This is a genomic window from Citromicrobium bathyomarinum (assembly GCF_038594485.1).
Taxonomy (GTDB): domain Bacteria; phylum Pseudomonadota; class Alphaproteobacteria; order Sphingomonadales; family Sphingomonadaceae; genus Alteriqipengyuania; species Alteriqipengyuania bathyomarina_A.
In genome coordinates, this window is record NZ_JBCFZG010000006.1 from 121174 (window position 1) to 146158 (window position 24985).

Annotated in this window: 27 protein-coding genes; 9 read left to right on the forward strand and 18 right to left on the reverse strand. The window is 63.6% G+C overall.

Annotated features, from left to right (window positions below; all coding sequences use genetic code 11):
* Positions 1-60: 60 nt before the first annotated feature.
* The 4 genes from fabG to AAG591_RS11790 all read right to left on the reverse strand — a co-directional run bounded on the left by fabG (position 61) and on the right by AAG591_RS11790 (position 4770).
* Positions 61-813, reverse strand: coding sequence for a 3-oxoacyl-[acyl-carrier-protein] reductase (fabG, locus tag AAG591_RS11775; RefSeq protein ID WP_342531515.1), 753 nt, complete (start codon positions 811-813; stop codon positions 61-63).
* Between the two features lie 85 nt (positions 814-898).
* Positions 899-2884, reverse strand: coding sequence for a beta-propeller domain-containing protein (locus AAG591_RS11780; RefSeq protein WP_342531516.1), 1986 nt, complete (start codon positions 2882-2884; stop codon positions 899-901).
* 91 nt (positions 2885-2975) lie between these two features.
* Positions 2976-3914 (reverse strand): ACP S-malonyltransferase, encoded by a 939-nt coding sequence (gene fabD, locus AAG591_RS11785; RefSeq protein WP_342531517.1) that lies wholly within the window; start codon positions 3912-3914, stop codon positions 2976-2978.
* Between the two features lie 25 nt (positions 3915-3939).
* On the reverse strand, positions 3940-4770 hold the full coding sequence (locus AAG591_RS11790; protein ID WP_342531518.1) for an LD-carboxypeptidase: 831 nt from the start codon (positions 4768-4770) through the stop codon (positions 3940-3942).
* 146 nt (positions 4771-4916) lie between these two features.
* On the opposite strand from AAG591_RS11790, the gene AAG591_RS11795 reads away from it, so the two are divergent.
* The 3 genes from AAG591_RS11795 to AAG591_RS11805 all read left to right on the forward strand — a co-directional run bounded on the left by AAG591_RS11795 (position 4917) and on the right by AAG591_RS11805 (position 7817).
* Entirely contained in the window at positions 4917-6347 is a 1431-nt protein-coding gene (locus tag AAG591_RS11795; RefSeq protein ID WP_342531519.1) for a glutamate ligase domain-containing protein, read from the forward strand.
* 93 nt (positions 6348-6440) lie between these two features.
* Positions 6441-7169, forward strand: a complete 729-nt coding sequence (locus AAG591_RS11800) for a hypothetical protein (RefSeq protein WP_342531521.1) — start codon at positions 6441-6443, stop codon at positions 7167-7169.
* Positions 7170-7529: 360 nt separating this feature from the next.
* The gene (locus AAG591_RS11805; protein ID WP_342531523.1) at positions 7530-7817 is read left to right on the forward strand and encodes an RING finger protein; all 288 of its coding nucleotides are present in this window, start codon (positions 7530-7532) and stop codon (positions 7815-7817) included.
* Here the strand turns inward: AAG591_RS11805 and AAG591_RS11810 are convergent.
* Positions 7814-8776 (reverse strand): DUF808 domain-containing protein, encoded by a 963-nt coding sequence (locus AAG591_RS11810; RefSeq protein WP_342531525.1) that lies wholly within the window; start codon positions 8774-8776, stop codon positions 7814-7816. The genes AAG591_RS11805 and AAG591_RS11810 overlap by 4 nt on opposite strands.
* 223 nt (positions 8777-8999) lie before the next feature.
* On the opposite strand from AAG591_RS11810, the gene rpsF reads away from it, so the two are divergent.
* Genes rpsF through rplI form a run of 3 tightly spaced genes read left to right on the forward strand, consistent with a single transcriptional unit; the run spans position 9000 to position 10293 of the window.
* A complete protein-coding gene (rpsF, locus tag AAG591_RS11815) occupies positions 9000-9371 on the forward strand; it encodes a 30S ribosomal protein S6 (RefSeq protein WP_342531526.1) in 372 nt (123 codons plus the stop codon).
* Complete coding sequence (gene rpsR / locus AAG591_RS11820; protein WP_010240048.1) at positions 9371-9595, forward strand: 30S ribosomal protein S18; 225 nt, start codon at positions 9371-9373, stop codon at positions 9593-9595. The genes rpsF and rpsR overlap by 1 nt, the downstream gene beginning before the upstream one ends.
* Positions 9596-9609: 14 nt before the next feature.
* Positions 9610-10293, forward strand: coding sequence for a 50S ribosomal protein L9 (gene rplI, locus AAG591_RS11825; protein WP_342531527.1), 684 nt, complete (start codon positions 9610-9612; stop codon positions 10291-10293).
* A 121-nt stretch (positions 10294-10414) separates the two neighbouring features.
* On the opposite strand, the gene AAG591_RS11830 is transcribed toward rplI, so the two are convergent.
* From AAG591_RS11830 to AAG591_RS11860, 7 genes are all read right to left on the reverse strand, one after another.
* The gene (locus AAG591_RS11830; RefSeq protein WP_342531529.1) at positions 10415-11374 is read right to left on the reverse strand and encodes a tetratricopeptide repeat protein; all 960 of its coding nucleotides are present in this window, start codon (positions 11372-11374) and stop codon (positions 10415-10417) included.
* 153 nt (positions 11375-11527) lie between these two features.
* Positions 11528-12433: a 30S ribosomal protein S6--L-glutamate ligase gene (gene rimK / locus AAG591_RS11835; RefSeq protein WP_342531530.1), complete on the reverse strand. Its 906-nt coding sequence runs from the start codon at positions 12431-12433 to the stop codon at positions 11528-11530.
* 10 nt (positions 12434-12443) lie between these two features.
* Positions 12444-12887 (reverse strand): ATP-dependent zinc protease family protein, encoded by a 444-nt coding sequence (locus AAG591_RS11840; protein WP_342531531.1) that lies wholly within the window; start codon positions 12885-12887, stop codon positions 12444-12446.
* Positions 12888-12915: 28 nt separating this feature from the next.
* On the reverse strand, positions 12916-14766 hold the full coding sequence (locus AAG591_RS11845) for a M2 family metallopeptidase (protein ID WP_342531532.1): 1851 nt from the start codon (positions 14764-14766) through the stop codon (positions 12916-12918).
* Between the two features lie 74 nt (positions 14767-14840).
* Positions 14841-15599, reverse strand: coding sequence for an alpha/beta fold hydrolase (locus AAG591_RS11850; protein ID WP_342531533.1), 759 nt, complete (start codon positions 15597-15599; stop codon positions 14841-14843).
* Entirely contained in the window at positions 15596-16045 is a 450-nt protein-coding gene (locus AAG591_RS11855) for a GFA family protein (protein WP_425341661.1), read from the reverse strand. The genes AAG591_RS11850 and AAG591_RS11855 overlap by 4 nt, the downstream gene beginning before the upstream one ends.
* On the reverse strand, positions 16042-16491 hold the full coding sequence (locus AAG591_RS11860) for a GFA family protein (RefSeq protein WP_342531534.1): 450 nt from the start codon (positions 16489-16491) through the stop codon (positions 16042-16044). Before AAG591_RS11860 ends, AAG591_RS11855 begins: the two co-directional genes overlap by 4 nt.
* 96 nt (positions 16492-16587) lie before the next feature.
* On the opposite strand from AAG591_RS11860, the gene AAG591_RS11865 reads away from it, so the two are divergent.
* Genes AAG591_RS11865 through AAG591_RS11875 form a run of 3 tightly spaced genes read left to right on the forward strand, consistent with a single transcriptional unit; the run spans position 16588 to position 19667 of the window.
* Complete coding sequence (locus AAG591_RS11865; protein WP_342531535.1) at positions 16588-17034, forward strand: MarR family winged helix-turn-helix transcriptional regulator; 447 nt, start codon at positions 16588-16590, stop codon at positions 17032-17034.
* Positions 17027-18097: an HlyD family secretion protein gene (locus AAG591_RS11870; protein WP_342531537.1), complete on the forward strand. Its 1071-nt coding sequence runs from the start codon at positions 17027-17029 to the stop codon at positions 18095-18097. Before AAG591_RS11865 ends, AAG591_RS11870 begins: the two co-directional genes overlap by 8 nt.
* Positions 18098-18101: 4 nt before the next feature.
* Positions 18102-19667 carry a DHA2 family efflux MFS transporter permease subunit gene (locus AAG591_RS11875; protein WP_342531539.1) on the forward strand — a complete coding sequence of 522 codons (1566 nt, stop codon included), beginning with the start codon at positions 18102-18104 and terminating at the stop codon, positions 19665-19667.
* Between the two features lie 15 nt (positions 19668-19682).
* Here the strand turns inward: AAG591_RS11875 and AAG591_RS11880 are convergent, their stop codons facing one another.
* The 6 genes from AAG591_RS11880 to AAG591_RS11905 all read right to left on the reverse strand — a co-directional run bounded on the left by AAG591_RS11880 (position 19683) and on the right by AAG591_RS11905 (position 24960).
* Positions 19683-20282, reverse strand: a complete 600-nt coding sequence (locus tag AAG591_RS11880) for a hypothetical protein (RefSeq protein WP_342531541.1) — start codon at positions 20280-20282, stop codon at positions 19683-19685.
* 53 nt (positions 20283-20335) lie between these two features.
* Positions 20336-20776 (reverse strand): hypothetical protein, encoded by a 441-nt coding sequence (locus AAG591_RS11885; protein WP_342531542.1) that lies wholly within the window; start codon positions 20774-20776, stop codon positions 20336-20338.
* Between the two features lie 3 nt (positions 20777-20779).
* A complete protein-coding gene (locus tag AAG591_RS11890) occupies positions 20780-21805 on the reverse strand; it encodes an aspartate-semialdehyde dehydrogenase (protein ID WP_342531543.1) in 1026 nt (341 codons plus the stop codon).
* 225 nt (positions 21806-22030) lie between these two features.
* Positions 22031-22381, reverse strand: a complete 351-nt coding sequence (locus AAG591_RS11895) for a hypothetical protein (RefSeq protein WP_342531544.1) — start codon at positions 22379-22381, stop codon at positions 22031-22033.
* A 108-nt stretch (positions 22382-22489) separates the two neighbouring features.
* Positions 22490-23680: an APC family permease gene (locus AAG591_RS11900; RefSeq protein WP_342531545.1), complete on the reverse strand. Its 1191-nt coding sequence runs from the start codon at positions 23678-23680 to the stop codon at positions 22490-22492.
* A 62-nt stretch (positions 23681-23742) separates the two neighbouring features.
* Positions 23743-24960 carry an APC family permease gene (locus AAG591_RS11905; RefSeq protein WP_342531546.1) on the reverse strand — a complete coding sequence of 406 codons (1218 nt, stop codon included), beginning with the start codon at positions 24958-24960 and terminating at the stop codon, positions 23743-23745.
* Between the last annotated feature and the right edge of the window lie 25 nt (positions 24961-24985).

A 24985-nucleotide genomic window follows, 5' to 3' on the forward strand; every position in this document is an offset into this window, starting at 1 on the left:
ACTCTGCCGGGATTGCTGGGGATAAGGCCTAACAGCGACCGACGCCACCCCGGCGTGTCATCAGCTCAGCATCGCCATACCGCCGTTGACGTGCAGGGTCTGTCCGGTGACGTAGGAGGCCTCGTCGCTGGCGAGGTATGCGACCGCTGCACCGATTTCTTCGCCTTCGCCCATCCGGCCCGCAGGAATGCGCGCATTGATGGCATCCTTCTGCTTGTCGTCCAGCGCATCGGTCATCGCGGTACGGATGAAGCCCGGCGCGACGCAATTGACCGTGATCCCGCGGCTGGCGAGCTCCTGCGCGAGGCTCTTCGACATGCCGGTCAGCCCGGCCTTCGCGGCGGTGTAGTTCATCTGGCCGGGATTGCCGGTGGCACCGACCACGCTGGTGATCGAGACGATCCGGCCGTGGCGTGCCTTCATCATCGGGCGTGCGGCGGCGCGCATCAGGCGGAAGGCGGCTTCCAGATTGATACGGATCACCTGATCCCACTCATCATCCTTCATCCGCATCGCCAGATTGTCGCGCGTAATCCCGGCGTTGTTCACCAGGATGTCGATCTTGCCGAGCGTGTCGATCGTGGCGGGCACCAGTTCCTCGACGCTCTGGGCGTTGGAGAGATCGCAGGTAATCTCGACGTGATCGCCGCCGACCTCATCCTGCAGCTGCTCGCGAAACGCGCGCAGCTTGTCTCCGTTGGAGCCTGACAGCGCGAGCCGTGCGCCCTGCGCAGCCAGCGCCTTGGCAATCGCCGAACCGATGCCGCCGCTCGCGCCGGTGACCAGCGCCGTCTTACCTTCGAGTGAGAACACGAATCTATCTCCGCCAAACTTGCAAAAGTGATGCAGAGGCCTTCGCGATCCGCGCCGCGATGGTCAATGGTCGGGGCGAACTGTCCTACTGCGGAGTGAAGTCGATCCGTCGTACCTCCTCGATGGCGTCGCCATCAAGCCGGCCCTCGACGATCTCGTAGCCCATCAGCGCGAAGATGCGGTCGCCGATGAAGATCGGGCGTGCATTGCCATACCAGTCGACGCACGAAGCCTGGCAACTGTCCGAGGCGTTTTCGTCGTTCGGGGCCACCCGGCTTTCGAGCACCCCGGCGGGCGAGAGAATACGATCCTCGCGCCGGAGGAAAGCGATTGCCGAGGCATCGCCCAGGAATTCCCCGAAATCGTCGCGCAGTTGCCGCGAGACGGGCAAGCCGAGCGTGCCGTCGGCACCTTGCGCACTGCCCGCATCGGGCCGGTAGAACAGCGCCTGACTGCGCGTCTCCCCTTCCTCCGCGTCCGGCATCAGATACGTGTTGGCGAGCCGCGCCGCGCCCGTTTTCGCGTCGAGCGCGATCGAGGAAAAGCCCAACGCATCGTCGCCACTCGGCCCGATCGCCACGGCATCGCTGTCCAGCGCATCGAACCGCGTGATCCCGTGCGGCAGAGGCATCGCGACGACCCAGTCGTGATCGAGCGGGACAATGTAGATCTGCGGAGTCTCCTCCTCGTTCCCGTAACTTCCCGAAGCGTAGAGCAAGTGCCGACCGACATAGCGGTTGAAGAAGCGATAGCCCTTTACCGGCGGAAGCTTGCGATACCGATCCTTTGCCGCGTCCTTGGAGCCATTGCCCAGCGCGCCAAACGGAAGATGGAGCAGCATCGGATCGCCATAGCTGACCTCCCCGCCCCACATGCCGCCGCCGTAATCCTCGGATCGCACCAGGATATCGATCGATCCGCCGCCATTCTCGCGGAAGGAGAACTGGTCGACCGGCGAGCCCGCCACGCCGACCGCGCTAGGGTCCGATCCGTCGAGCGGGATGCGATAGAGGATCGCTTCGGAAGTTTGCTCTTCCTCGTCGTCATCGTCGCCGTCGGTCCAGATGTCCGACGTATCGACCCACACCCACGCACTGCCCGGAGAGAAGTAAAAATCGCGCCCCCACGCCCCTAGCACCATGGTCGAACGACACGGCAGCTCAGCCTCACCGAGATGGCAGGACGTCACCGTGTGCAGCGTTTCCAGACCGAAGCTCGGGCTGTCGAGGTAGCGCTTGGGCAAGAATATCCGACTGGTCCCCTCGTTGCGCTTTGCCTCTGTCAGGCGCCCGTCCGAGCCACGCTTGCGCACCGAGGGCAAGCCTTCGCGCCAGTCGACCGAATCGAAATCGATCGGAGTGTAGAACAGCAACTCGTCGCCGATCAGCCGCGACGCGTAGTTGCGTGACGAGTAGTAGTCGCCCGAGGTCAGGTAATGCGTATCGCGATAGGCAAGGTGCCCGTCGCCCGAGAGATCGAAGCGGCTGACTTCAGTGCCGTTATCGCCATAGGAATAGCCGATCACGATCACGGTATCCCCGTCGATCAGCATCTCGTCGTACCAGGTGTCGGACGGGTCATCGTCGTTCGGCGGGAAGGCGTTTATGCTGTCGACCGGCACCAGCCCGTCGCGGCCGATGGCAACGCTGAACAACCGCCCGCGCCGCAGGACCACCAGTGTGTCGCCGCGCCGTTTGACGATCCCACCCTCGTCCACGCCCGCTTCCTGCGTGTTGGTGATGCTTTCTTCGGTGACCGACCCGGTGACGACGACCGAGCCGGATGTATCCTCCGCCATGGCCATATCCGCTACGCCGGATCCGTCCGAAGCAGGGGACGGGGCCGATGCCATGGGCGGGGGGAGAACCAACGGGACCGGCTCGGGGGGATGAGCCTCGGCCAGCTTCTCCAGCTTGCGGACATATGCGTCGATCGCTGCATCCCCGTCGAGCGACGGCATATTCGCATCGCTCGACGCCACTCGCGGATCGACCGTGGCGCAAGCCGAACAGAGCGGCAGCACGGCTGCCGACAGGAGCGTCGCCACCCACAGGTTGTCTGAAATGCGCATGACCGCCTCCCCCCAAGGTCGTGGTTGCAGCACGATCTTAGGGGGAATCCTGCGGAGCGCCACTCATATTCGTGGCGCCTTCACCGTCCTGTCAGGCGAGGTCTTTTGCCAGCGCTTCCAAGTCTTCCATCGTGATCGCGCTGGTCACTCTCGCTTCCTTGTCGGTGCGGCTGACCATCGGGCCCAGCACCTTGCCGCCCAGTTCGACGAACTGCTCGACACCGTCGGCGCGCATCGCCAGCACGCTCTCGCGCCAGCGCACGCGGCCGGTGATCTGTTCGACCAGCAGCGCCTTCTCTTCCGCCGAGTCGCTCACCTTGGCGGCGGTGACGTTGGCGTAAAGCGGCAGGTCCATCGCCGAAGGCGACGTGTTCTCGAGCGCGATCTTCATGCGCTGCGCAGCGGGCTGCATCAGCGAGCAGTGGAAGGGTGCGGAAACCGCGATCTTGATTGCACGCTTCACACCGTGCGCCTTCGCCAGTTCGAGCACGCGGTCGATCGCCTGCGCATGGCCCGAAAGCACGACCTGCGAAGGGTCATTGTCGTTAGCGATCTCGCACACCTGGCCACCGGCGGCCTCTTCAGCGAGCTTCTGCGCGGTCTCGATGTCCGAACCCAGCAGCGCGGCCATTCCGCCCAAGCCGATCGGCACCGCATCCTGCATCGCGATGCCGCGCAGGCGCAGCAGCTTTGCGGTGTCGGTCAGCGAGAAGGCATTGACCGCACACAGCGCGGTGTATTCGCCCAGCGAGTGCCCCGCGACGCACGACGCCGCATTCTTCAGCTTCAGACCGAAGTCCTTTTCCAGAACCCGCAGCGTGGCGATGGCGTTGGCCATGATCGCGGGCTGCGCATTGGAGGTCAACGTCAGTTCGGAGTCGGTCCCCTCGCGCATCATCACCGAGAGTTTCTGGTTCAGCGCGTCGTCGACTTCCTGGAAAACTTCGCGAGCGGCGGCGCTTGCGTCGGCGAGGTCGGCACCCATGCCGACCTTCTGGCTCCCCTGTCCGGGGAAGATAAAGGCTGTCATCTAAATCTCCTTGTCGACGAGGCGACTAGGAACCCCGCGCGGGGCTTGCAAGGCCGAAGGGGACGATCCGGTTGGCCGCAGTGTGACCGATTTCGGCGCGACCGAGGTAGGGGATGCCCGCCCGCGCGCACCAGAACTGCGCGATTTCCTCGGCCGTCATGCCGAATTCGCGGTCGTTTTCCGGCACGTTAGTGACGGCCCCCAGACGCAGTCCAGCAACGCGCGGCAGGGTGTTGGAAAGGCTGAAAAACAGACGATCCACCGCATAAAGGTGCTCGCTCACTTCCTCGACCATCACCACATGGCCCGAAAGATCGGGCAGCATCGGGGTATCGACCATCATCGCCAGCGTGATGAGATTGAAGGCGACCGTTGGCGTCTTGCCATCGAGATGCGGTTCAAGCCCGCTTCCGTCCCCTGAAAACCAGCGCAGCACCCGGCGAACCGCCTCGCGCCCCGTTTCGCTGCGTGCGCTGACCGGCATGGAGCCATGCACCGGCTGGCCGATCCCTGCGCGGTAGAGCGCGGCGAGCATGTAGCCCATGTCCGAAAAGCCGACATAGGTCTTCTCCCGCGCGGCATTATTCATCTGTGCCACTGCCGCCTGGGCAATCCGGTTGGATCCGTAGCCGCCCTTGGCGAACCACACTGCGTCGAATTGCGGATCGTTCGCACAATCGAGCAGCGCGGTCAGCCGGGTAAGGTCGTCGCCCGCGAAATGCCCCCAGCTCTCGAAGCACTGCGGATGGACGAAAACGCTGTGTTCGGGGAATTCGTCCGCCACCAATTGCTCGATGGCCCGGGCGTGGTCGGGCGTGATGGCGGTGGCGGGCGCGCAAATAGCGATGCGTGTCATGCGATCGCTGTACCCGGCAAACCTCACCCCGTCATCCCCGCGCAGGCGGGGATCCCGCTGACTTCTATCGAGCCTGGCCGCAATAAAGCGGGACCCCCGCCTTCGCGGGGGTGACGAGAGGATTTAATCGCAATAGTGCTGCCGCCATGAACGACCTTCCCGATCCCACCGCCGACCTCACCGCCCGCCCCTGGTTCTTCTGCGGGATCGGCGGATCGGGAATGCAGCCGCTCGCCGCGATCCTTAAGGGCCGCGGGGCGGAGGTCGCCGGATCGGACCGCAGTTTCGACCAGGGCCGCACGCCCGAGAAATTCGCCGCGTTGGAAGTGCAAGGGTTTCAGCTCTTCCCGCAGGACGGCAGCGGGATCACCCGGCCCGAGCAGGTGCTGGTGGCGAGCGCGGCGGTGGAGGACACCGTGCCCGAAGTCGTACGCGCCAAGGAACTGGGCGTGCCCCGCCTAACCCGCGCGGACCTCAACGCGGCGCTGTTCAACGCCGCCGAAACCGGCGTCGCCGTCGCGGGCACCAGCGGCAAGTCGACCGTGACCGGGATGCTCGGCTGGATTTTGCATCACGCAGGCCGCAACCCGACGATCATGAATGGGGCGGTGATGAAGAACTTCGTCAGCGAGGACCGCCCCTTCGCCAGCGCGGTGGTCGGCGACGCGGACCTGTATGTGTCCGAAGTCGACGAGAGCGACGGCTCGATTGCGCAATACACTCCTGCCGTCGGAATTCTCCTCAACGTCAGCCTCGATCACAAGAGTATGGACGAACTGCGCCAGCTGTTTGGAGATTTCCTGGAGGCATCGGCTCGCGGCGTGGTGAATGCCGATGACGAGGAAGCCTTCCGGCTGGTCGCACACGCCAATGCCCCGCTGACCTTCGGCGTGACCAATGGCTGTGCCGCACTGGGCATTGTCGAGGGTTCGCTGGCGGAAGGGCCGACGCGGCAGGCGGCGATGGTCCACGACAAGCGCGACGATACGCAGCACCCGCTGACGCTTAATCTGCCGGGGCGGCACAACCTCTCCAATGCGCTTGCGGCGATTGCAGGCGCGAATGCGGCGGGCGTGCCGGTGCCCGATGCCGTCGCGGCGCTGGCCGAGTTCAAAGGGCTCGCACGCCGGTTCGATATTGTCGGTACCTCGCCTTCGGGCGTGACGGTGATCGACGATTTCGGCCATAATCCGGAGAAAGCGGCGGCGACTTTGCGCACGCTGAAATCGCATCCCGGCCGCGTGCTCGCGTTCTTCCAGCCGCATGGCTACGGGCCGTTGAAGCAGATGGGGGCCGAACTCGCCGAGACCTTCGCCCGCGAACTCGGCCCCGAGGATATCACCCTGCTGTGCGATCCGGTCTATTTCGGCGGCACGGTGGATCGCTCCGAGGGCAGCGAGCGGATCGTCGACCTGATCGCGAAGCACGGCGGAAAGGCCCTGTGCATCAACACCCGCGAAGGCTGTGGCGACTGGCTGGTAGCAAACGCCAGGCCCGGCGACCGTATCGCGATCATGGGCGCACGCGACGATACGTTGAGCGTGTTTGCGAAGGATCTGCTCGACCGGCTCGGTTAGCTGCGCAAACCTGACAGCATTTGTCATCGCAGCCCCCATCGACAGGGTGCTGCGGGGCGCATTAGGCTCCCCGCAATTGGGGGGATGCAAACGATGAGACATGCGATAACGCTGGCTGCGACGGGGGTACTGTTGCTCGCCACGACCGCCTGCAATGCCGAGGAGCCGCTGGAGAACTGGCAAAAGACCCAGCATTTCGAACGCGCGGTGTCCGATTCTTCGCTGGCCCGCATGCTCGAACAACTCTCTCAGCAGACCATCACCGATATGGTCATTTCGCCTGATGGCCAGGGCCTTACCAAAGAAGCTGCCCACGCAAACTTCACTGCCGAAGAGTCGAATGCGCTGATCCGCTCCGCATTCGCGCCCTATTCGCTGAAGATCAGCGAGTACGCACATCGCACAATTGCAGCGGCACTCTCCCAGCAGGATATCGACGCGCTGTTTGCTGCGGGCACCGACCCCGACGCCATCAATTCGGTGATGTGCGCCTATGGCAGGCCGCCGATCGACGGTGTGGTCGACTGGGATGCCTGCACCGCAGAGGACTTCGTCGACCTGCCCGAGCGTTTCAAGCAAGCCTACGCGCACTACACGACGGCCTACCAGGCGGTCACCGATAGCCCGCGCACGCAGACCTATTATGGCGGGCTGAGCTGCCGGGTGCTCGACAAGATGCAGGCACGGCTGAGCGACGAAACTTTCATGGTCGATTTTGGCGGGACGACGCTGGGGATGAGTGGCCAGCAGCACTACGACTGCCCGACCTACAAGGCCCAGCTCGACGCGCTCGACCGGGCGGCTGCGGCGCAGGATGGCTAGCGGGAACAGGCAGCCAGCTTGCCTTCATGAGCACTCGCGCCGATACCTGAAGCAGGTTTGCGAGATATGAGCAGGAGCGGCTGGGGTGAGCGTTTACGAAAATGCCGAGAGACACGCGAAACGCATCATTCTCGCTTTCCTTTGCTTTATTCCTTGGATGCTCATCACGACCCGGTTCCTTCCTTTCGAATGGGCTGGCGGATTGTTCGCGCTCGTATGGATCGGTCTAGGTCTTTGGACCTATAGCTACGTATGCCCGAACTGCGGCTACAGCGTTTTCAGGGCGTACGGGTTCTTCTGGCCGTGGCCGCGCTCAGAGTGTTGGAAGTGTCGACACGATCTCACCGACGAGCAGCTTACATGACCGCCTACCGAGCCGCCCGCCGCCACGCGCTCAAGATGCTCGCCGGAGTAGTGATCGGGGTGGTGTTCATCATCGCGGTCGATGCATGGATCGGGCATTCGAGCATTGCCTTTGCCATCGTCATCTTCGGCCTGTTCATGGCCAATATCGGCATTCTCGGCTTCAACTGCCCGAACTGCGGCAGCAACCTGTTCTTTCGCGGGCCGCTGATGCTGCCGTGGCCGAACAAGACGTGCAGCCGCTGCGGTACGGACCTTACCAAGGAGGCATGGCGGGGCGGCTAGTGCGCGCCCTCGCCACCTTTCTCGTCGTGGCCCATCCCGAACACCTTGTGCAGCACGACAAAGATCACCGAGCCTAGCACCAGCCCGAGTAATGCCGAGGCGGACGCGTAGGTCACCCAGCCGAGCACGCCGCCCAGCGCCCCGGTGGTAGTATGAACCGCATGTTCGAGGCCGTGCGCCGCGCCGTAGAGCGGCTGGAAGCCCAACTCGTGCGTACCATGCAGGATGATCCCGCCACCGACCCAGAGCATCGCGGCGGTCCCCACCACGGACAAGATGGTCAGGATATGCGGCATCGCGTTGAGCATCACCTTGCCCACTTTCTTCGCGAAATCGCCCGGCTTCTTCATCAGGTGCAGTCCGATATCGTCGAGCTTCACGATCAGCGCGACCGCACCGTAAATGCCCGCCGTCACCGCCAGCCCGACGAGCGCGAGCACGATCGCCCGCGTAACGAAGGTTTCCGCCGCCACCTCGTTCAGCGCGATCGCCATGATCTCCGCCGACAGGATCAGATCGGTTCGAATCGCTGAATCCACGCGCTTTTTCTCGAACGCCTTTTCGTTCTTGATCGGTGCCTCCACGGTCTCGCCGTGCTTCGCACCGGTCAGCTTCTCGATGATCTTCTCCGCACCTTCATAGGACAGGTAGCAGCCGCCCAACATCAGGATGAACACGATCGCCTGCGGCAGGAACTGGCTCAGCAGCAAGGCGCCCGGCAGCAAGATCAGCAGCTTGTTCTTGACGCTGCCCACCGCGATCTTGGCGATGATCGGCAATTCGCGCGCCGGCGAGAAGCCGGTGACGTAGCTGGGCGTGACCGCCGCATCGTCGATCACGACGCCTGCGGTCTTCGTGCCCGCGCGGCCCGCGGCCGCCGCGACATCGTCGACCGAGGCCGCCGCTGCGCGCGCGATTATCGATACATCGTCCAATAGTGCAGCAAGGCCCCCGGGCATCGCATTTCCTTCTCGTTTCGTGGTACTGCACGCCAACGCGCCAGCATCCGCTTTGGCACCGCGAGCGTCGCATGCGAAGCCTTGCATTATCCCACGATCCAGCTATGTGCCCCGCTTCCCTGCTGTGGGTGACGGCCCGCAGTGGGGAAACCAAGAAAGCCGGAGGGGCCCCGCGATCCGCGCGGACAAGCCAGCGATCGGCAGCAATGTGAAAGGAAAAGGCATGGCTCTGTACGAGCATGTATTCCTTGCGCGCCAGGATTTGAGCCAGTCGCAAGTCGACGCTCTGGCAGCGCAAGCCACCGAGATTATCGAGTCGAACGAAGGCAAGGTCACCAAGACGGAGACCTGGGGCCTCAAGAACCTTGCCTACAAGATCGACCGCAACCGCAAGGCGCACTTCGTGCTGCTGAACGTGGAAGGCCCCGGCGCAATGGTCGCCGAGCTGGAGCGTCAGATCCGCATCAACGAAGACATCATCCGCTACATGACCATCCGCGTGGACGAACACGAGGAAGGCCCCTCGGCGATGATGCGCAAGAACGAACGTGATTCCAAGAAGCGCCGTGAGCGCTCCGATCGGGGAGACGACTAATGGCCCGCCCGTTTTTCCGCCGCCGCAAGACCTGCCCGTTCTCGGGCAAGAATGCTCCGGTCATCGACTACAAGGACGTGCGCCTGCTGCAGGGCTTTATGTCCGAACGTGGCAAGATCGTGCCCAGCCGCATCACCGCCGTCAGCGCGAAGAAGCAGCGTGAACTCGCCAAGGCGATCAAGCGCGCGCGCCACATCGGCCTTCTTCCCTACGTCGTGAAGTAAGAGGAGCTAGACACATGGATATCATCCTCCTCGAACGCATCGGCAACCTCGGCTCGATCGGCGACGTCGTGACCGTCAAGGACGGCTACGCACGCAACTTCCTGCTGCCGCAGAAGAAGGCGCTGCGCGCCAACGCTGCGAACAAGAAGGTCTTCGAAGCGAACCGCGAACGCCTGGAAAAGGAAAACGCGGAACGTCGCGGCGAAGCCGAAAAGGCTGGCGAGAAGATCGCCGGTGCGGAAATCGTCCTGATCCGCGCGTCGTCGAACGCCGGCCAGCTGTACGGTTCGGTCAACGTGCGTGACATCGTGGCGGGCCTCGAAGCCCAGGGCCACGAAGTCGACAAGAAGCAGGTCGTGATGGGCAGCCCCATCAAGACGATCGGCATGCACGACGTCACCGTTGCGCTGCACCCCGAGGTGCACGTGACCGTGAAGGCCAATGTCGCCCGTTCGGACGACGAAGCCGAACTGCAGAGCCAGGGCGTCGACGTCCTCGCCCAGATGTTCGAAGACGAACAGCGGGAAATCGAGGAAGCGGCTTCCGAGAACAAGATCGACCCGAACCTCGAGCCCGGCGAGATCCCCGCCGAGCTGCTTGAAGACGGCGTGAGCACTCCGGAAGGCGAAACCACCCGCGAAGCGCTGATCGAAGCGACTGCGCCGGAAGGTGACGACGAGACGCCTGCAGGCGAATAAACCTCAGGCATCCGCAAGGATAACGAAGGGCCGCTCGCACCACGGTGCGTAGCGGCCTTTTGCTTTGCGGGGTCGGCTTAAATCGCAAGAGCGCCAGACGCCGCACCGCCTGCAATGGCAATTAGATACCGTAGCCCTTGTAGGTCTTGGCGATGTCCGGATCGATCGCGATCGCTGCCTGCTTGTCTTTCTCGGCGTCGGCATCCCGTCCCAAACGCTCGAGCGCCAATCCGCGACCGTAGAGTGCACTGGCAGCCTCTGGAGCCAGACGGACAGCCTGTTCGTAGTCGGCCCAGGCGTTGGCGTTGCGTTTAAGCGCGAGGTTCATCGCTCCATGACTGTCCCATATCAGCCAGTTGAGCGGCGACTCCGCCGCTGCCTTGTCGCAATAGGTACGCGCCTTTTCCGCCGCCGCCAGCTCCGTCACGAGAGTCCAGCATACCCCATTCATTCCGGACGCATTGTCGGCCGGCAAGCGTTCGCCCGCAGCGACAAGATCGGCAATCGCACCGGCCTTGTCGCCGGACTTGGTCCGCGCCTCCGCCCTCACCAGATAGCCGACCGCCGATGTCCCGCGCTTCTGGATCAGCTCGCTGCCAAGCGTTTCGGTCGCCGCAGCCCCTTGCGTTTCTACCATTGCCTCGCGGAACATCGAAAGACCGTCGATGGCCATGTAAGTGCTTTCGAGATCGGGGCGCATGGCGTCGATGACGCATTGCCAACGCTTGTCGTTGTAGCACAGGCGGGCCAGGCGCTCGTCACGGCCGTAGCGAAACTTTTCGGGCAGGCTGTCGCGTGATAGCGACGCAAGCTGCTCGATCTGTTCCGCGGTACTGGCACTGTCCGCCTGATAGTCGATGATCGCGTAGCGGATCATCGCAGCATCTTCGCCGCCGTAACGCGCACTGCCCAAAAGCTCTCGGCACGCCTTGAGTGCAGCGGCAAGTTCTTCCGCATTGCTCCCTCCGGCGAAGCATGGCTTCATCGCCTCGCTTGCCTCCCAGTCTGCCTCCTCGGCTGCCACCGGTGCTGCAAATGCGACACCGACCGCCAAAGCGGCGACGAGTACGGAGCATTTCAACCTGAGCACACCGCTCTCCCCCTCAATGCAACTGGCAATCGAATATCGCCCTGCTTTCAAGCGACAAAGCGGAAAATCTATGCCTCTTGCAATTGGGGGCACCCGAGGGATTGCGCAGTGGCGGGGCAGTCGTTCTGCCTCGCAACCCGATCCCTACCCGGCGCCCTTGGTCTTGGTCGCGCCGATCTTCGCGCTCTTTTCGATGAATTCGATGATCTGACCGGCAATGTCCTTGCCCGTCGCGTGTTCGATTCCCTCGAGACCGGGCGAGGAATTGACCTCCATGATCACGGGGCCGTGGTTGCTGCGCAGCATGTCGACGCCGCACACGTTCAGCCCCATGCGCTTGGCCGCGCGCACGGCGGTGCTGCGTTCCTCGGGCGTGATCTTGATCAGCTGGGCGCTGCCGCCGCGATGCAGGTTGGAACGAAAGTCGTCCGCCGCGCCGGTGCGCTTCATCGCCGCGACCACCTTGCCGCCGATCACCAGCGCGCGGATATCGGTGCCGCCGGCTTCCTTGATGAATTCCTGCACCAGGATGTTCACGTTCGCGCCGCGAAACGCCTCGATCACGGATTTCGCGCTCGACATCGAGTCCGCCAGAACCACGCCGATGCCCTGCGTGCCTTCCAGCAGCTTGATCACCACCGGCGGCCCTTTGACCGCACGAATGATCTCCTCCGCCTTCTTGGGATCGTTGGCATAGGCGGTCAGCGGCAGGCCGAGCCCGTGCTTGGCGAGGATCTGCAAGCTGCGCAGCTTGTCGCGACTGCGCCCGATGGCAACGCTCTCGTTCAGCGGCCAGCAGCCGCGCATTTCGAACTGGCGCAGGATCGCGAGGCCGTAATTGGTGATCGATGCGCCGATGCGCGGGATCACGGCGTCGTAGCCGATGCAGGGCTCGCTGTCGTAATAGACCTCGGGCTTGTGGCTGGCGATGTGGACCGTGCAGCGCAGCGTGTTGAGCCAGTCGATCTGGTGGCCGCGCGCCTCAGCGGCCTCCATCAGCCGCTTGTGCGAATAGAGATTGGGGTTTCGGGCAAGCAGCGCGATCTTCATGGCCTGATCCTTATGGCTTGTGGCCTTTTACGGGTTCCCGGCCGGGGGACTGGAGCCAGGAATTACCCGAATCGACGAGGAATTTTCGTCGCAGGGCGCTTCGCCCTATCAGCATTGGGAACTTCATGTCGCTACGATCTGCGAGACTTATCTCCGCGCGAAAAGTATGGTTCCCCAGTTGCAACGGAGTCTTGATGACGTAGCGCAGCTGGGTCTCCCCGTTCGAGCTTGTGATCCCGCGCACGTCGACATGCACCGCCTCGCACACCTGCATCACCTTGCTGCCCGGGAAGAACACCTCGAAGCGGACGAACTTCTCGCCGTCGCGCTTGAACTCGTCGACCACGATCCCGTGCAGCGAGCTGGTCCGCGCGCCGCTGTCGATCTTTGCGGGCACGCCTTTCAGCCCCAGCTCTGGCAAATTGACCAGTTCGCGCCATCCGACGGTGATCATGCCCGCCGACGCCCGCCCGGCTCCCGGATCACCATCCGCTCTGCTTGCCCTTGTTCTGCTCGTCGAGCCACTTTTTGAGCGGGGCGAAGTATTCCATCATCGCCTTGCCGCTCATCTCACGGCTGCCGGTGAAGGCTTCCAGCGCATCGGGCCACGGCTTGCTCGCACCCATTTCGAGCATGGCATTCAGCTTCTCGCCCACTTCCTTGTTGCCGTAGAAGCTGCAGCGATGCAGCGGGCCCTTCCAGCCCGCCTGGTCGCACGCGGCCTTGTAGAACTGGAACTGCAGGATGCGGGCGAGGAAGTAGCGTGTGTAGGGCGTGTTGCCCGGGATGTGGTACTTCGCACCCGGATCGAACGCGTCGTCGGGCCGCTCGACCGGCGGGGTGATGCCCTGGTATTCGCGCTTCAGATCGTGCCACGCGGTGTTGTAATCGGCAGGCGTAATCGACCCGTCGAACACGCCCCAGCGCCACTTGTCGACCAGCAGGCCGAAGGGCAGGAACGCGACCTTGTCCATCGCCTGACGCAGCAGCAGACCGATATCCTTGTCCGCGCTCGGCACGTCCTTGCGATCGAGCAGGCCGATCTGGACCAGATATTCGGGCGTGATCGACAGCGCGATGAAATCGCCGATCGCCTCGTGGAAGCCGTCGTTCGCGCCATTGAGGTAAAGGAACGGCTGCTCGTTATAGGCGCGCTGGTAGTAGTTATGCCCCAGCTCGTGGTGGATGGTGACGAAGTCGTCCGCATTCACCTTGATGCACATCTTGATGCGGATATCGTCCTTGTTGTCCACGTCCCAGGCCGACGCGTGGCACACCACCTCGCGGTCGGCCGGCTTGGTGAACATGCTGCGTTCCCAGAAGGTCTCGGGCAACGGCTCGAAGCCGAGCGAGGAGTAGAAGCCCTCCCCGATCTTCACCATGTCGAGCGGGCCATCATCCTGCGCCTTCAGCAGATCGCCGATGTCATAGCCGAGATCGCCCGATCCTTCGGGTGCGACCAGCGGGTAGATATTGCCCCATTCCTGCGCCCACATATTGCCAAGCAGATCGGCACGGATCGGGCCGGTCGCGGGCTGGATATCGTCGCCGTATTTCTCGTTCAGCTTGGTCCGCACATAGGTGTGCAGCGACTGGTAGAGCGGCGCGACCTCTTGCCACATCCGCTCCAGCTCGCCGGAGAATTCCTCCGGCGGCATGTCGTAGCCAGAGCGCCACATCGTGCCGACGTTGTCGAACCCCAGTTCAACCGCGCCTTCGTTCGCGATCTCGACCATGCGGGCATAGTCGTCCTTCATCGGCGCGCCGACATTGGTGTGCCAGCTGGCCCACATTTCCGCGTATTCTTCGGGTGTGTGGTCGAGGTTGCCCATCTCGGCCTCGATATCCGAACCGCTGATTTCCTTGCCGTTCAGCGTGCCCTTCCCCTTGCCGTACTGGCTGTTGAGGCTGGTCGCGATCTCGTTCAGCTCGGTCGCAGCGCCTTCTGTGGTCGGGGCGGGCAGAACGATACCGTTGCGCAGGATATCGAGTTTGCGCGCAACCTCGGGGTCGAGCCCGTCGACCTCGGCATATTTGGCCGCTTCGAGCGCGTATTTGACGGACCTCTCGGTCCCTTCGGCACCCGCCTGCGCGGCCAGCGCGTCGGTATCGTGGGTGATGTAGGTCGCGTTGACCCAATAAACCTGGCTGGCGCGAACCGTGTAATCGAACAGGTCCTTCTCGACCATCGCAACCCAGTCCGCCGCGCCTTGCGGCGTCATCGGATATTGCTCGGTCGCCTGCTCGGTCTGTGCGCCGTGATCGTCGGCCAGCACGGGCGTGGCAATGGTCGCGGTGGCAAGCGCGGCGAGCGAGACGGAAAGGAGTTTCATGGGCGGCATCCTGTCGTAGTATGTGTCATTGCGCCCAAAACTAGCTTCGCGCGGGGTAATAGCAAGCGAAGGCGTCAGCGCTCTGCCGGGCCAAGCCACTGTGCCATCGCCCGGCCCAGATCGGGCTTGGTGACGCTGGTCATGTGCGTACCGGGCACCTCGACATAGGTGGCATCGGGAAGCATCTCGGCCAGCTCCTGCGCCGATCCGTTGTCGCGGTCCTCGTCGCCGCACACCACCAGCGTGGGGCAGGTGATGTTGGCGAGCTGGGACAGCGGCAGGTCTTCCATCGTATCGAGCAGCAGCCGCGCGGCGACCCGGTCGACCTTCTGCGACTTGAGGAACTGCATGGAGAAATAGGCCGGATCGCCCTTGGGGATCGCGTCGAACTCTTCGATGACCCGAATGAAGAACGCCGCCCGCTTTTCCCACTCGGACAGACCATCGACGCCCATTCCGCCGAGGATCAGCCGCTCGGGCTTCAATTTGCCCGTGGCGACGCCATGGATCGACGTGCGCGCGCCGAGCGAGAAGCCGGCGAGGTCATAGTCGGTGAGCCGGAGATGCTCGACCAGCGCAATGACATCCTTCACAAGCACGCCCGCCGGATAATGCTCTGCGCCATGCGGCGCCTCGCTCTCTCCGTGCACGCGGAAATCGAGCATCAGGACTTCGTATCCCTGTTCCGCAATCCGGTCTGCATGGCCCCACTTGATCCAGTTCATCTGCGCGCTGGAGAACAGCCCGTGCAGCAGCACCAGCGGCCTGCCCTCGCCCACGCGGTGCAGCGCCAGTTTCGTGCCGTCGAAACTGCGAAATTGTTCAGTCTTCATTCGGGCACCGATCCTGTTGCTTCGATCCATTTGTTACTCAGAACGACATGCTCGGACAGGCGTTTGCGCGGCAAGCCGGATGTATCGATCCAGCTCTCATGGATTTTCTCCGATGCGAAATGCCAGTGCGGTTCGATGCCGTAGGGCTCGTCCAGACTGCCCACGGTGATGTCCATATTCTCGCCCTCGTCGAATGCGAAACCCAGCGGCGTTCCGCATTCGCAGCAAAACGGGCGCTTGGCGAACGGGGAACTGGCATACCAGTCTGGCTCGCTTTCCCAGGTCATGTCCGATTTCGGCAGGCCGATGAAGGCAATCGAAACACCGCCCGTCGCACGCTGGCACATGCGGCAGTGGCAAAGATACGCGTTCGAAGGGTCGACCTGCGCGGAATAGCGGACCCGGCCGCACTGGCATCCGCCGGTTTTGGTGACGTTGGCCATCATTTGATCCCCAAAAGCTCGATCCAATCTTCCTGCGCACGCGGCTGCTCATCGAGCTGCGGCACTTCGTCGGGCAGCACCAGCCACGGCTGCTTGCTCTTGACCCACAGATGCGCCGCCGGAGGAAAACGTCCTGCCCGGTCAAGCGTGCCCACCCGCAAGCTTGCGGTACCAGCCCGAGTGCTGTTCTCCGCCATTATGCGCGACTTGCATTGCGGGCATCCCGAAATCGTGCTGATCGCTCCGCTCGGCTGCGTCATCCGGCCCCGATCGAGTTCTCCGGTCAGTTCCAGATCGGCACGCATGACGAGCATGTGATGGCTAAACGCAGTCCCTGTTCGCTTCTGGCAGTCGCTGCAATGGCACGCATAGGGCTTCAGCCGATAACCGGGCTTTAGCGTGTACCGCACCGCGCCGCATGCGCAGCCACCCTGTTCGATCTCGCTCATCCGCTTCTCCCACCTGGACACGCCTTCGCATAGCAAATGAGCCAACCTCCGACCAATCACATTGACATAATAAGCGCCCTTATTATATGCCTGCGCATGGACAAGAACCTGGGCTTCCTCATGGTCGATAATGCACGCCTGTTGCGCCGCGCGTTCGACGAGCGTGTGCGCACCACGGGCATGACCGGGCCGCAGGCACGCCTTCTGCTGGCGCTGGACCGTGCGCCGGGCGAGAACCAGACCTTTCATGCCGAGCATCTTGAGGTCGAACCGATCACCTTGTGCAGGATGGTCGACCGGATGGAGGAGTCCGGCCTGGTCGAACGGCGCAAGGACCCATCCGACCGCAGAGCCCGCCTGTTGTATCTGACACCGCGTGCCGAAGGCGAAGCTGCACGTATTCGCTCTGCACTTACCGGCATGCTAGACCAGATGGTCGCCGGGCTTGACGAAACCGAACAGGCGGCGCTTTCGCGAATGCTGAATCTCGTCTCCGACAATCTCTCCGCCTCCACCAAATCCCAAGGAATCGCCCATGGCTGAGGCCGATCCAACCATCGAAACCGAAGTCGCCGCAATCGAAGAACCTGCCGCGCCCGCGCCGAAGAAGCGGCGCTGGCGCCGCATTGCGCTGATGGCGCTGGTGCCGCTGCTGCTGCTCGCTGGCGCGTTTGCCTATTGGCAGAGCCTGCAGGGCAAGGTCTCGACCGACAACGCCTATATCCAGCAGGATCGCGTTGCGATTTCGTCCGAAGTCGCCGGGCAGATCGTCAAGGTCCTGGTGGGTGACGGCGACAGGGTAACGAAGGGCCAGCTGCTGTTCCGCATCGACGAACAACCCTACCAGGTGCAGATTGCCGAAGCCAACGCAGCAATCGCGCAGGCGCAGGCCAGCCGGACCGCGCTGGGCAGCGATGCCGATCTGTCGGGCGCGTCCATCTCCGCCGCGAAGGAAGACATTGCCTTTGCCGAGGCGAACTTCGCCCGCAAGGACGAGCTGTACAAGCGCGGTTTCCTGACCAAGACGGAGCACGACGCGGCACAGCATCAGGTCAACCAGGCGCGCGAAGCGCTGCGCCTGGCCCTCGCGCGGCAGGCGGCTGCGCAGGCCAAGCTGGCAGACGGCGCAGCGGTGCCGGGGCAGAACCCGGCCATCGCTGCGGGCGAAGCCAAGAAAGCAGGCGCCGAGCTCAACCTCAACCGCACCGAAGTTCGCGCGCCGGTGGCAGGCACGGTCACGCAAGCCGATCGCCTTCAGGTTGGGCAGCAGGCGGTCCAGGGGCTGCCGGTGCTGACGCTGGTGGAAGACGGCAGCTCTTACGTGGAGGCTAATTTCAAGGAAACCGATCTCGACGATATGAAAGTCGGCCAGCCTGCCGAGATCAAGCTCGATGCCTATCCCGGCCTCGTCCTCAAAGGTCAGGTCGAGACCATCGGGGCTGGCACGGGTTCGGAATTCTCCGTGCTCCCTGCGCAGAACGCGACCGGCAACTGGGTCAAGGTAACCCAGCGCGTACCGGTGAAGATCCGCATCACGAGCAAAAGCCCGCGGCGGCTCATCGCAGGCCTTTCGGCGGAAGTGACCGTCTTCACAGACGGCCGCTAAGGCCATGGCCATCGCCGCCCGACCTGCCTCTCCTGCCGCCGGTGCCGATCCGGCCGAAGACCAGCCGGCACTGGTAGCCCGCAACCAGCCGTTGCTGATGGTCGGGATCATGGCCGCATCGCTGATCCAGGTGCTCGACACGACGATCGCCAACGTTGCGATCCCGCATATGCAGAGCAGCCTAGGCGCGACCGCAGAGAGCGTGACGTGGGTGCTGACCAGCTACATCATCGCCAGCGCGGTCGCGATGCCTGCGACCGGCTGGCTGAGCGACCGGGTCGGCGCGAAACGCCTCTTCATCTTCTCCGTCGTGGGGTTCATTCTTGCATCGATGATGTGCGGCATGGCGCAGAACCTTGGCGAGATGGTGCTGTTCCGTGCGCTTCAGGGCGTCAGCGGGGCGTTTATCCCGCCGCTCAGCCAAAGCTTCATGCTCGATACCTCGAAGCCCAGCCGCCACCCGCAGGTGATGGCGATCTGGGGGCTCGGCATCATGATCGGGCCGATCCTGGGGCCCATTCTTGGCGGCTGGCTGACCGAGAGCGTGAACTGGCGCTGGGTGTTCTACGTCAACCTGCCCGTCGGGGCGGTGGCTCTGGCGGTTCTGCTGCTCGAGCTGCCGCACCGCGAAGCGAAGGCACGCAAGTTCGACCTGTTCGGGTTCGTGATGCTGGGGGTTGCGCTCGCGTCGCTCCAGCTCATGCTCGACCGCGGATCGCAGCTCGACTGGTTCCAGTCGGCCGAGATATGGCTGTATGCCATTCTGATGGGAAGCGCCGCCTGGATCGCCGTGATCCACTTCGCGACCGGGCGCGAGCCGCTGTTCGACACGGCCATCTTCGCCGACCGCAACTTCGTGATCGCGCTCATCTTCATGCTCGTCATCGGGGTGGTGATGTTCGCCAACATGGCACTGCTCCCGCCGATGCTGCAGCGCCTGTTTGGCTACGGCGTGATAGATACGGGCATCGTGCTGATGCCACGCGGGGTCGGCGTGATGCTGAGCATGCAGCTATCGGGCCTGCTGATGCGTCGCGGGTTCGACTCGCGGATCATCGTGGGCACCGGCTTTGCGATCGCCGCCTATTCGCAGTGGATGATGGCGGGCTGGTCGCTTGCAGCAGACGAGTGGCATTTCATTACGACCGGGCTGGTCCAGGGCCTCGGCCTGGGACTCGTATTCATCCCGCTCAATGTCACCGCGTTCTCGACCCTGCCCGGGCGGCTGCGCACCGACGGGTCGAGCCTGCTCAACCTGGTGCGGTCTATCGGCGCCTCGGCGGGGATCTCGGTCACCACCGTCTTGCTCGCCAAGAACATCCAGACCGCCCATTCGGATATCGGCAGCCACGTCACCTCGGCAACGGTCAACGCGGTCGATATCTCGATGGTCGATCGCTATCAGTCTGCGGGCGAAGCGGTCCTTTCGATGATCGATGCGGAGGTCAACCGGCAGGCCGCGATGATCGCCTATATCGACGATTTCTACCTGATGATGTGGATGGCGCTGGCCGCCATTCCGCTGGTATTCCTGATGCGCAAGGCATCGCCCAGCGCGGGGCCGCGCTAGCTGCGCTAGCTGCGCTCAGCGGAAATTGCAGGTCTCCCCGCCCCACAAGACCGAAACCTGATTATCCTCGATCAGGCCCGAGATGGCGAGTTCGCCATCGCCGATCATGAATTCCTCGCCAAGGGTGCTGTCCGTCAACGCCTCGAAGGTCCCCAGCTTGCGCAGGTCCGCGGCCGACATGCCCAGCTTGACGCCGTCCGGTCCGCTGAAATTGGCCCGATCGCTCGGCCCGTTGACCATCCAGCCGACAAAGCGGTCGTCCTGGAAGTGAGCGACGAACTTGTCGTAGTTGGCGTATTCCATCGGGCCAGCGCCGCACTCTTCGTTCGTGCCGAACTGCGGGCCGCCGAAGATCATCGTCAGCGCTTCCACAACGGATTCCTGCTTGTCGCCAAAATTCAGGATCGTCGCATCGCCGCCTGCCTCGGGCGCAGCGATCACGAGACCGTCGGCAATCAGGTTGATCGGGCGGTCGCTCGGCGCATTGGGCGTCTGCGCCGCGATCTGGTCTTCGGTCACAGGCTCGGGGGGCTGCGAGGCCTCGTCGGACTGCTGGCACGCCGCCAGAGCGAGAGCTGCCACGCCAGCAAAAGCAAATCCGAAACGCGCCATCATGTCACTCTCCTGGAGCTAGAACCCGCGCGGACACTGCCCCAGCTCCGCATGCTTCACAAGCTGTCGTCTTTGTTGTCGGGCGTCGTCTCGGAGACCCGCTGGTCTATGATGACACCCGCAGGCTCGCCGTCCGCGTTGCGCGGCGGATCATAGCGGGCAGTGCCCGATGCCTCATGCCAGGAACCGTCGATGGTTTCTCCCATCCCGCCCATCTGCCCGCGCACCCGCTCCAGCCGGTTCGTGAGGAACCGGCGCAGCAGCAGCGGAGCGGCCAGCGAGATGACTGCGATGGGCACCGCGATCCACCACAGCCAGTCGAGCCAGTCGACGCTCTGCGTCAGCAGAAAAATCACTGCGAAGACAACTGCCCAGCGCACCGCCCAGCGCCCCACCAGCCGCACGAAGAAAGCGGACGTCTCGCGCTCTATCTGCTCGATCGAGCGATCCATCTCGCCCGCCATGCGGCGCTGCTGTTCGGGATCGGGGCCGAGCATCGCCTACCCCTTCTTGAGGTGACGGCGGCCCAGCAGTTCGGCGATCTGCACGGCGTTGAGTGCCGCACCCTTGCGCAGGTTGTCGGAAACGCACCACAGGTTGAGACCGTTCTCGACCGTCGGGTCTTCGCGCACGCGGCTGATATAGGTCGCGCCGTCGCCCACGCTTTCCACCGGGGTGATGTAGCCTTCGTCCTCGCGCTTATCGACCAGCATGATGCCCGGCGCCTCGCGCAGAATGTCCTGCGCCTGTTCGGCGGTGATCTCACGCTCGAACTCGATCGTCACAGCTTCGGAGTGGCCCACGAACACCGGCACGCGCACGCAGGTGGCGGTCAGCTTGATCTTGGGGTCGAGGATCTTCTTGGTCTCGACCACCATCTTCCATTCTTCCTTGGTCGATCCATCGTCGAGGAAGACGTCGATATGCGGGATCACGTTGAACGCGATCTGCTTGGTGAACTTGGCAGGCTCCACCGGATCGCCGACGAAGATCGCGCGGCTCTGCTGGAACAGCTCGTCCATGCCTTCCTTGCCCGCGCCCGAGACCGACTGGTACGTCGAGACGACGACGCGCTTGATCCCGGCAGCATCGTGCAGGGGTTTCAGCGCGACGACCAGCTGGGCGGTCGAGCAGTTCGGGTTCGCGATGATGTTCTTCGCGGTGTAGCCGTCGATCGCGTCGGGGTTCACCTCGGGCACGATCAGCGGCACGTCCGGGTCCATCCGGTAGTGCGAGGAATTGTCGATCACCACGCAGCCCGCCGCGGCCGCCTTCGGCGCGTACTCCTTGGCAATGGTGCCACCGGCGGAAAACAGCGCGATGTCCCAGCCGGTGAAGTCGAAATGCTCGAGGTTCTTGCACTTGAGCATCTTGCCGGTGTCGCCGAATTCGATCTCGGTGCCCTGGCTGCGCGAGCTGGCCAGCGCCACGATCTGGTCGATCGGGAACTCGCGTTCCGCCAGAACCTGCATCATTTCGCGCCCGACATTGCCCGTCGCGCCGACAACGGCGACCTTGTAACCCATCAATCACTCCTGTGCGTGCTGCACTGCCACATGGGGCCAAGCGCGCCACGCCGCAAGCGATTGTCGGTCATTTCCGCTCACGGAGCAGATAGAATTGGTTGGGTGCAGTGCGCGTCAATCTTTCCTGACCAGGAAGACCCTGCAATCGGTACTGGCCATGAGCCTGATTTCGGTCTTCGACGCCGCGTCGATCCAGGTTGCGTAATAACCGCTGGGGTAATCCGATTACTTGGTCGGCTCGCCATAGCGCGCCTTCAGCTTGAAGCGGAAATCCGGGCAGGCTTCTTTCAGGTAGGTTCTGATCTGGCCCAGCTTTCCGTCGCTGTAATAAAAACCTGTATCCATGGTGCGGTCGAAGATCGTGATCGTGCCTACGTTGCCGACCTTGTAGTCGATGCCGTTACCGTATTCGCGAAAGTCTATGAAGCCGCTCCCGCTTCTGCCTTCTTTCAAGGTTCCCTTGGAATGCTCCAGCACTTGTGCGGGCGTCATTCCCCAGCTGTAGTCGATCAGCCCTCCGGCGACTTGCGCGCTGGAAGCTGCTGCTACCATCGCGACCATTCCAAGGAATTTCATGTCGGCCTCTCCCTCTACCGCGCGAGGATTATTCGCTTTGTATCGAAGGAGAAGTGACAAAGAACGTTAGGCCACTGGGTAAGTTCTAGAGGCGGCGGCATTTCTTGCTCAAATTGCGCCGAGCATATGCAGGATCAGCACGACGATCGCGCCGAATGCCAGCAGCGTACCGGGCACGGTGATCCAGCGGTGCCCGACATTTTCCTTCATCGCGAGCGCGTTGAGCGTGCCGAACACCAGCAGGAAGACCACGCTCGCCCCGCTCACCAGCCCGCTGAGCCCGCCCATCACCGCCAGCGCGAGTGCGCCTGCCGCAAGCAGCAGCACCGCCCAGTAGGGCGACCCTTCGGCATTCTCGCGCCCGAGCGCGCTCGGCAAGGCGCCGTCCCTCGCCACTTCACGTGCCAGCCGGGCAGAGCTGAACAGCGTGGCGTTGATCGCGCTCGCGGTCGAAAGCGCCGCAGCAATCGTCACCGCGATCAGGCCGGGCGTGCCGAGCGCCGCCTGCCCCGCGCGCGACAGCGCCACTTCGCCGACCGCGATCACCGCCTTCGTGCCCGTCAGCATCGGCACCGCCAGCGCGACCAGCACATAGATGAGCGCAGCGCTGCCGATGGCGAGCGGCATGATCCGGCGCATCAGGCGCTTGCGGTCCTTCATCTCGTCATAGTCGTAGGCGAGCAGTTCGAACCCTTCGTAAGCCATGAACACCGATGCTGCGCCGATTGCGATGCCGATGGGGCCCGGTTGTTGGGCGATGGAAAGCTTGTCCACCTCGAACTGAGAGAGGCCGAACGCGGCCAGCGCGGCAAGGATGGCGAGCTTGATCGCCACGATGGCAATCTCGACCCCCGCCGCCTGCCCCGCCCCGCGCAGGTTGATCGCGGTCATGGCCAGGATCACGGCGGAGGCCATCGCCGGGGGAAGCCACGCAGTCCCGCCGACGGCCTGACCCAGATAGGCCCCGAAGGTGTAGGCATAGACCGCGCAGGTCAGCACATAGCCTGCCAGCAGCACCCAAGCAGACACGCGGGCGAGCCGGGTGAACTTGAGATCGCGCAGGAAGGTGTAGATGCCGCCCGCCTCGTCCTTTTCGACGGTCAGCGCGGCGAGGCTGTGGCCGGTGGCGTAGGCGACCAGCCCGCCAAGCACGAAGCTGAGCGCAGCCCAGTGCCCGGCGCTGGAGATGACCACCCCCAGCGTGGAGAAGATCCCGCCGCCGACCATCCCGCCGACCGCAATCGCCCACACTGCTGCAAGGCCAAGCTGGCCCTCGCGTCCCTGCTGACTGCCGCTCATTCTTACCCCGCTCCGGTGAGGACCTTCACACCTCTATCGGCTTCGCTGTCAATCCAGCCCTTTTACAACACACCCACCATATGCAGCAGCAGGACGATCGCAGCCGCTATTGCCCCGGCGAAGCCGAGCCCGCCGACCCAGGTATTCTTGTCGTCGAGCCGGGCGGCGAAGAAGTTGACGGTCGCAAACACCGCCAGGAACACGAAGCTGGCCGCTTTCACCAACGGATCGAGCCCGCCGAACAGCGCCAGCAGCGCAGCTACGCCGGAAATCAGCACGATTGCGGCCCAGGGCACGTTCTTGCCGATGGTCCGCTCGAACACGCTGGGCAAGGCGCCATGCTCGCCTGCACGGTGTGCCAGCCGGGCGGCCGAGAATACCGTCGCGTTGATCGCCGACGCGGTGGAGAATACCGCTGCCACTGTCACGGCGATAAACCCTGGCTCGCCCGCCGCCGCACGCCCAGCAACCGCCAGCGATACCTCGCCATCCTTGATGATCTCGTTCGCGCCCACCAGCATGGCAACGCCCAGCGTAACCAGGACGTAGATCACAATCACCCCGATCACGCCCCAGATCATGCCGTGGCGCACGTTGCGGTCGGGATCGCGCATTTCCTCATAGTCGTAGCTCAGCAGCTGGAAACCCTCGTAGGCCATGAACACGCTGGCTGCGCCCACGACCGCGCCCAGCAGCCCGCTCTCGCCAGCGCCAAGGCTATGGCTCGGCTCCAGTTGCGCAGGCGCCCAGTGGATCAAACCGATCACGGCGAGCACCAGCAGGATGACCAGCTTGGCCCACACGACGAAGATTTCCAGCCCCGCGCTCTCGTTCACACCGCGCAGGTTCACCCCGCACAGCACCGCGATGATTACCACCGCTGCCGTAGGACGGACCCAGCTGCCGAGATTGAGCGCTTCCGAAAGATAGGCCCCGAAGGTGTAGGCGTAGACCGCGACCGTCAGCGTATAACCAATCAACAGCGCCCACACGGCGACCCGCGCCGCCGCGATGTGCCCTTCCTCGCGCAAGTACAGGTAAACCCCGCCCGATTCCTTGTGGTGCACCGTCAGCTTGGCGTAGCTGAAGGCGGTCAGCAGCGCGATTGCGCCGCCGATCACGAAGCTCAGCCACGCAAGCTGCCCGGCGACGGTGAATACCACGCCGAGCGTCGCGAAGATGCCGCCGCCGATCATCCCGCCAACCGCCATCGACCAGGCGGCGTTCAGGCTCAGCTTGTCCTTGTCGCCCCTCGCGGAATGATCTGACTTCTCGGCCATTCGCTGCCCTTCGCCCGTGCCTGCG

What these genes read in the sequence shown, in the direction of transcription:
- rpsR (WP_010240048.1), top strand. Translation starts at nt 9,371, where the DNA reads ATGGCCCGCCCGTTTTTCCGCCGCCGCAAGACCTGCCCGTTCTCGGGC.
- AAG591_RS11795 (WP_342531519.1), top strand. Translation starts at nt 4,917, where the DNA reads ATGAACGACCTTCCCGATCCCACCGCCGACCTCACCGCCCGCCCCTGG.
- AAG591_RS11840 (WP_342531531.1), bottom strand. Translation starts at nt 12,887, where the DNA reads ATGATCACCGTCGGATGGCGCGAACTGGTCAATTTGCCAGAGCTGGGG.
- AAG591_RS11865 (WP_342531535.1), top strand. Translation starts at nt 16,588, where the DNA reads ATGGACAAGAACCTGGGCTTCCTCATGGTCGATAATGCACGCCTGTTG.
- AAG591_RS11850 (WP_342531533.1), bottom strand. Translation starts at nt 15,599, where the DNA reads ATGAAGACTGAACAATTTCGCAGTTTCGACGGCACGAAACTGGCGCTG.
- AAG591_RS11895 (WP_342531544.1), bottom strand. Translation starts at nt 22,381, where the DNA reads ATGAAATTCCTTGGAATGGTCGCGATGGTAGCAGCAGCTTCCAGCGCG.
- AAG591_RS11810 (WP_342531525.1), bottom strand. Translation starts at nt 8,776, where the DNA reads ATGCCCGGGGGCCTTGCTGCACTATTGGACGATGTATCGATAATCGCG.
- AAG591_RS11845 (WP_342531532.1), bottom strand. Translation starts at nt 14,766, where the DNA reads ATGAAACTCCTTTCCGTCTCGCTCGCCGCGCTTGCCACCGCGACCATT.
- fabD (WP_342531517.1), bottom strand. Translation starts at nt 3,914, where the DNA reads ATGACAGCCTTTATCTTCCCCGGACAGGGGAGCCAGAAGGTCGGCATG.
- AAG591_RS11905 (WP_342531546.1), bottom strand. Translation starts at nt 24,960, where the DNA reads ATGGCCGAGAAGTCAGATCATTCCGCGAGGGGCGACAAGGACAAGCTG.
- AAG591_RS11875 (WP_342531539.1), top strand. Translation starts at nt 18,102, where the DNA reads ATGGCCATCGCCGCCCGACCTGCCTCTCCTGCCGCCGGTGCCGATCCG.
- AAG591_RS11880 (WP_342531541.1), bottom strand. Translation starts at nt 20,282, where the DNA reads ATGATGGCGCGTTTCGGATTTGCTTTTGCTGGCGTGGCAGCTCTCGCT.
- rpsF (WP_342531526.1), top strand. Translation starts at nt 9,000, where the DNA reads ATGGCTCTGTACGAGCATGTATTCCTTGCGCGCCAGGATTTGAGCCAG.
- AAG591_RS11805 (WP_342531523.1), top strand. Translation starts at nt 7,530, where the DNA reads ATGACCGCCTACCGAGCCGCCCGCCGCCACGCGCTCAAGATGCTCGCC.
- AAG591_RS11790 (WP_342531518.1), bottom strand. Translation starts at nt 4,770, where the DNA reads ATGACACGCATCGCTATTTGCGCGCCCGCCACCGCCATCACGCCCGAC.
- rimK (WP_342531530.1), bottom strand. Translation starts at nt 12,433, where the DNA reads ATGAAGATCGCGCTGCTTGCCCGAAACCCCAATCTCTATTCGCACAAG.
- AAG591_RS11890 (WP_342531543.1), bottom strand. Translation starts at nt 21,805, where the DNA reads ATGGGTTACAAGGTCGCCGTTGTCGGCGCGACGGGCAATGTCGGGCGC.
- AAG591_RS11870 (WP_342531537.1), top strand. Translation starts at nt 17,027, where the DNA reads ATGGCTGAGGCCGATCCAACCATCGAAACCGAAGTCGCCGCAATCGAA.
- AAG591_RS11780 (WP_342531516.1), bottom strand. Translation starts at nt 2,884, where the DNA reads ATGCGCATTTCAGACAACCTGTGGGTGGCGACGCTCCTGTCGGCAGCC.
- AAG591_RS11855 (WP_425341661.1), bottom strand. Translation starts at nt 16,045, where the DNA reads ATGATGGCCAACGTCACCAAAACCGGCGGATGCCAGTGCGGCCGGGTC.
- AAG591_RS11900 (WP_342531545.1), bottom strand. Translation starts at nt 23,680, where the DNA reads ATGAGCGGCAGTCAGCAGGGACGCGAGGGCCAGCTTGGCCTTGCAGCA.
- AAG591_RS11860 (WP_342531534.1), bottom strand. Translation starts at nt 16,491, where the DNA reads ATGAGCGAGATCGAACAGGGTGGCTGCGCATGCGGCGCGGTGCGGTAC.
- AAG591_RS11800 (WP_342531521.1), top strand. Translation starts at nt 6,441, where the DNA reads ATGAGACATGCGATAACGCTGGCTGCGACGGGGGTACTGTTGCTCGCC.
- AAG591_RS11885 (WP_342531542.1), bottom strand. Translation starts at nt 20,776, where the DNA reads ATGCTCGGCCCCGATCCCGAACAGCAGCGCCGCATGGCGGGCGAGATG.
- rplI (WP_342531527.1), top strand. Translation starts at nt 9,610, where the DNA reads ATGGATATCATCCTCCTCGAACGCATCGGCAACCTCGGCTCGATCGGC.